Origin of the sequence: Rhizobacter sp. (genome assembly GCF_031412495.1) — a bacterium.
In the GTDB taxonomy this organism is placed as follows: Bacteria; Pseudomonadota; Gammaproteobacteria; order Burkholderiales; family Burkholderiaceae_C; genus Schlegelella_A.
Genome location: NZ_JANODC010000016.1, coordinates 1 through 4,104, shown reverse-complemented (window position 1 = coordinate 4,104; position 4,104 = coordinate 1). Strand labels below are relative to the sequence as shown.

5 protein-coding genes are annotated in these 4,104 nt (G+C 68.1%); 4 read left to right on the top strand and 1 reads right to left on the bottom strand.

What is annotated here, in order from left to right; translation table 11 throughout:
* The coding region (locus AC30N0_RS00675; protein ID WP_489516020.1) for a CobW family GTP-binding protein at positions 1–598 on the top strand (598 nt) is incomplete at its 5' end.
* A 47-nt stretch (positions 599–645) separates the two neighbouring features.
* On the opposite strand, the gene AC30N0_RS00670 is transcribed toward AC30N0_RS00675, so the two are convergent.
* Complete coding sequence (locus AC30N0_RS00670; RefSeq protein WP_489516019.1) at positions 646–954, bottom strand: hypothetical protein; 309 nt, start codon at positions 952–954, stop codon at positions 646–648.
* Positions 955–1,237: 283 nt separating this feature from the next.
* Here AC30N0_RS00670 and dksA point away from each other — a divergent pair, with 283 nt between their 5' ends.
* The 3 genes from dksA to hslV form a co-directional block, all read left to right on the top strand.
* Entirely contained in the window at positions 1,238–1,732 is a 495-nt protein-coding gene (gene dksA / locus AC30N0_RS00665; protein ID WP_489516018.1) for an RNA polymerase-binding protein DksA, read from the top strand.
* 84 nt (positions 1,733–1,816) lie between these two features.
* Entirely contained in the window at positions 1,817–3,556 is a 1,740-nt protein-coding gene (locus AC30N0_RS00660) for a hypothetical protein (protein WP_489516017.1), read from the top strand.
* A 55-nt stretch (positions 3,557–3,611) separates the two neighbouring features.
* Positions 3,612–4,104: ATP-dependent protease subunit HslV (gene hslV / locus AC30N0_RS00655; protein WP_489516016.1), on the top strand; the 493-nt coding region annotated here is incomplete at its 3' end.

Below are 4,104 nucleotides of genomic sequence, written 5' to 3'. Positions count from 1 at the left end.
GATCGGCTTCGCCGACCAGATCTTCATTAGCAAGACCGACCTCGTCGACGACGAGACGGTCGAGGCCCTGATCCACCGCGTCAAGCACATGAACCCGCGCGCGCCGCAGACCCGCGTCAACTTCGGCTCGGTGCCGCTCGCTTCGGTGTTCGACCTGAAGGGCTTCAACCTCAACGCCAAGCTCGACATCGACCCCGATTTCCTGAAGGCCGACGAGCACGGCCACGACCATGGCCATGAGCACGACCATGACCACGAACACGGCGAGCACTGCGACCACCCGCACCATCACGCGCACGACGACGACGTGAAGTCCTTCGTCTTCCGTGCCGACAAGGCCTTCGATGCCGGCCGGCTCGAAGACTTCCTCGGCTCCATCGTCCAGGTCTACGGGCCCAAGATGCTTCGCTACAAGGGCGTGCTGCACATGAAGGGTGCCGACCGCAAGGTGATCTTCCAGGGCGTGCACCAGCTGATGGGCAGCGACCTCGGCCCGAAGTGGGTGCCGGGCGAGAAGAAGCAGAGCAAGCTCGTCTTCATCGGCATCGACCTGCCGAAGGACATCCTCCAGCAGGGGCTGGAGCAATGCCTGGTCTGAGGCGGCCTGCCGCGTGAAAACTGCCCCGGCGGCACGCGTCGGGGTGACTACAATCCGCGGCGGCCAAAACGGGAACGCCTTCCCCAGCGCACCTCGCACACGAGGATGGCATCACCGTTTCGAGGAGAACCCGTGACCACATCAGCTCTCAAGAAGAAAAGCACGAAAGCTCCTGCCGGAAAGACAGCGCCGGTCAAGGCCAAGGCGCCCGCAAAGAGTGCCACCGCCGCCAAGAAGAAGCCCGCGCCGCTGCCGGCGGCAGCAGCCCGGGGCGTCGCGGCCAAGAAGGCCGTCGCGCAGAAGGCCGCACCGGCGAGCAAGAGCAAGCCCGAAGCGGAAAAGAAGACCGCGGCCAAGCCTGCTCCGAAGCCCGCTGGCAAGGCGGCGCCGCATGCGTCCACAGCGCCGCGCCCGTCGCCCAAGCCTGCACTGGCACCGGCACCTGCAGCAGCCCGATCCCCGGCAGCGGCCGGCGTGCAGGTCTTGGGCGCGCCGGTTGCCATGCCGCCCGGCGTCGTGCCCCGCAAGCCGGGTCGCGGCACACCGAAGTATTTCGTGGCGCCGGTGCAAGCTCCCTTGCCGGCGCCGACCTCACGATTCGCCGACCGGTTCGCACCGCCTCGGCCGCCGACGCGACAGATGACGAAATTGGACAGCGACACGCCACGCCAGGCGCACAAGGCCGACCCCAAGCTGGCCAACGCCTGGAAGAGCAAGGCCGGCAAGGACCTGACCGACGAAGAGGTCATGGCCATGCCGGAGTCGGAGTACATGAACGAGAAGCAGCTCGAGTTCTTCCGCTCCAAGCTGCAGGCGCTCAAGGACGACCTGCTCAGCAACGCGGGCGAGACGACCGAGCACCTGCGCGAGGACACGTCCATCGTTCCCGACCCCGCCGACCGGGCCACGATCGAGGAAGAGCACGCCCTCGAGTTGCGCACGCGAGACCGCGAACGCAAGCTTCTGAAGAAGATTTCGCAGTCGCTCGGCAGGATCGAGTCGGGCGAGTACGGTTTCTGTGACGAAACCGGCGAACCCATCGGGCTCGGCCGTTTGATCGCCCGCCCCACCGCTACACTCTCGCTCGAAGCGCAGCAACGACGCGAGCTGAAGCAGAAGATGTTCGGCGATTGAGTCGCGCAGCGTGAGGGTGGCGTGCCCTCACCCGGACCCGCGCCCCGTTGTGGGGGCCGGGCCGCTCCGCTCAGGGACCATCTGATGGCGGAACAGAAAGACACGACGAGCTTCTTCAGGAAAGTGGTCAAGTTCGTGGCCAACCCGTCCACGGAATGGGCCGAGCTCGACGCACCGATCGAGGACACGCGCGAGAGCGACTACGCCAAGGGCGAGCTCAAGGCGATGATCGAGCGCAAGAGGCGCAACGACTTCGTCCGCAAGCGCGAGTTCGACATGCTGCGCAAGGTCCGCCGCGAAGGCCTGACCGGCGAGCAGCTCGCCGCCCTCGGCGGTTCCTCGCGCATCGACGACTCCCAGCCCCGCATCTCCGACCAGCCGGTCCGCCAGGACGCCGGCGTCAAGGCCAAGATCGACGAGATCGAGCAGCAGATGGTGGGCGAGAACTACGCCACCACCCAGCGCCGCACCCCCGAGTTCTACAACGCACCCACGCAGCCGGCCCTGATGGACGGCAGCGGCCGGCCGCTGCCCGCACCGGCAGCGGCGGCCGCGCCCGCAGTCAACGGGCGCGGCGGCGGCACCATCGAATTCGTCGTTCCGGCTCCGATCGAGGCCCCCGCAGCGCCCGCGGTCAAGGCCGGCCCAGCGGCTCCCTCCCGGCCCGCTTCGCTGGCGCCGATCCACCTCGAGATGCCCGGTGCCGAGGCCTTCGGCAAGGCTTTCGCAGCGTCCAACACCGAGGTCGCGCACGACCCCGATCTCGACGAGGCGGTGATCGCCTTCGCCAACGCCGACTTCGAGCAGTGCGAGGAGTCCCTCGTCGCCCTGACCCGGCCCGGCGGGTCGCGGGCCCAGCATGCCGAGACCTGGCTGGTCGTCTTCGACCTGTACCGGGCCATCGGTCAGCAGCAGAAGTTCGAGAGCCTGGCCCTCGACTACGCCCAGCAGTTCGGCTGGTCGGCTCCGCAGTGGTTCTCGATGCCCAAGCTGGTCGCCGACGCGGTCAGCGACGATCGGCCCAGCAGCGCCGGCATCGACGCCCAGGTCGGCTGGGCCTGCCCGAGCTACCTCGACGCCGACGAGGTCGCCAAGCTCGCATCGCTCTCGCTGCAGATGCCGCTGCCGTGGGTGTTCGACTGGAGCGCCCTGCAGACCCTCGACGTGGAGGCGAGCGGCCGCCTGTCCGAGCTCTTCCGCACCTGGATCCCGCAGGACCTCGACATGCGCTGGCTCTCCGGCGAGCGGCTCTTCACCGTCATCCAGGAAGCGGCGCCGAACGGCGTTCGCGACGCCGACCCGGCGTTCTGGCAGCTTCGCCTCGACGCCCTGCGGATGGCCAACCGGGCCGACCAGTTCGACGAGGCGGCGATCGACTACTGCGTCACCTATGAAGTGTCGCCGCCATCGTGGGAGCCGGCGCGTTGCGTGGTCCGCATCACCGGCTCGAACACGGCGACGACGCAGCCCCCGCTGTCGATGATCAGCGATGTGTCGACCAGCTTCCAGGAGTCGCAGATCACCGAAGATGCAGCGCTGGTCGAGGTCGGCACGGTCGAGCTCTCCGGGCAGCTCGTCGGCGACATCGGTCCGACGCTTCGCAAGATGGACGTCCAGCTGGCCTCCTCGAAGATCGTCAACGTCTCGTGCGCCCGGCTGATCCGGGTCGACTTCATCGCCGCCGGCGACCTGCTCAACTGGGTCCTGGCGCGCCGCACCGAGAACCGCACCGTGCGCTTCGTCGAGGCGCACCGGATGGTCGCGCTCTTCTTCGGTGCCATGGGCATCAACGAACACGCCACGGTGAAGGTGCGAACGGTCTAGGGCTTCGCGCGTCGGCCAGGCTTGCGTTCGGCAGGTCGCGGCACAATCTGCGGCGATGGAAAACTACCACGGGACGACGATCGTCAGCGTCCGCCGCGGACGGACCGTCGCCCTCGGCGGCGATGGTCAGGTCACGCTCGGAAACATCGTCGTCAAGGCGACCGCGCGCAAGGTGCGCCGGCTGCACCACGATCGCGTTCTCGCCGGCTTCGCCGGCGCCACCGCCGACGCCTTCACACTCTTCGAGCGCTTCGAGGCCAAGCTCGACAAGCACCAGGGCAACCTCGTCCGCTCGGCCATCGAGCTGACCAAGGACTGGCGCACCGACCGCGTCCTGCGCCGGCTCGAGGCGATGCTCGCGGTCGCCGACCATGAGTCGTCGCTGATCATCACCGGCAACGGCGACGTGCTCGAGCCGGAATACGGCATCGTGGCGATCGGCTCGGGCGGCTCCTTCGCCAGCGCCGCGGCGCGCGCGCTGCTGGCGCACACGGACATGGCGCCGAATGACATCGTCAAGCGCTCGCTCGAGATTGCCGGCGACCTGT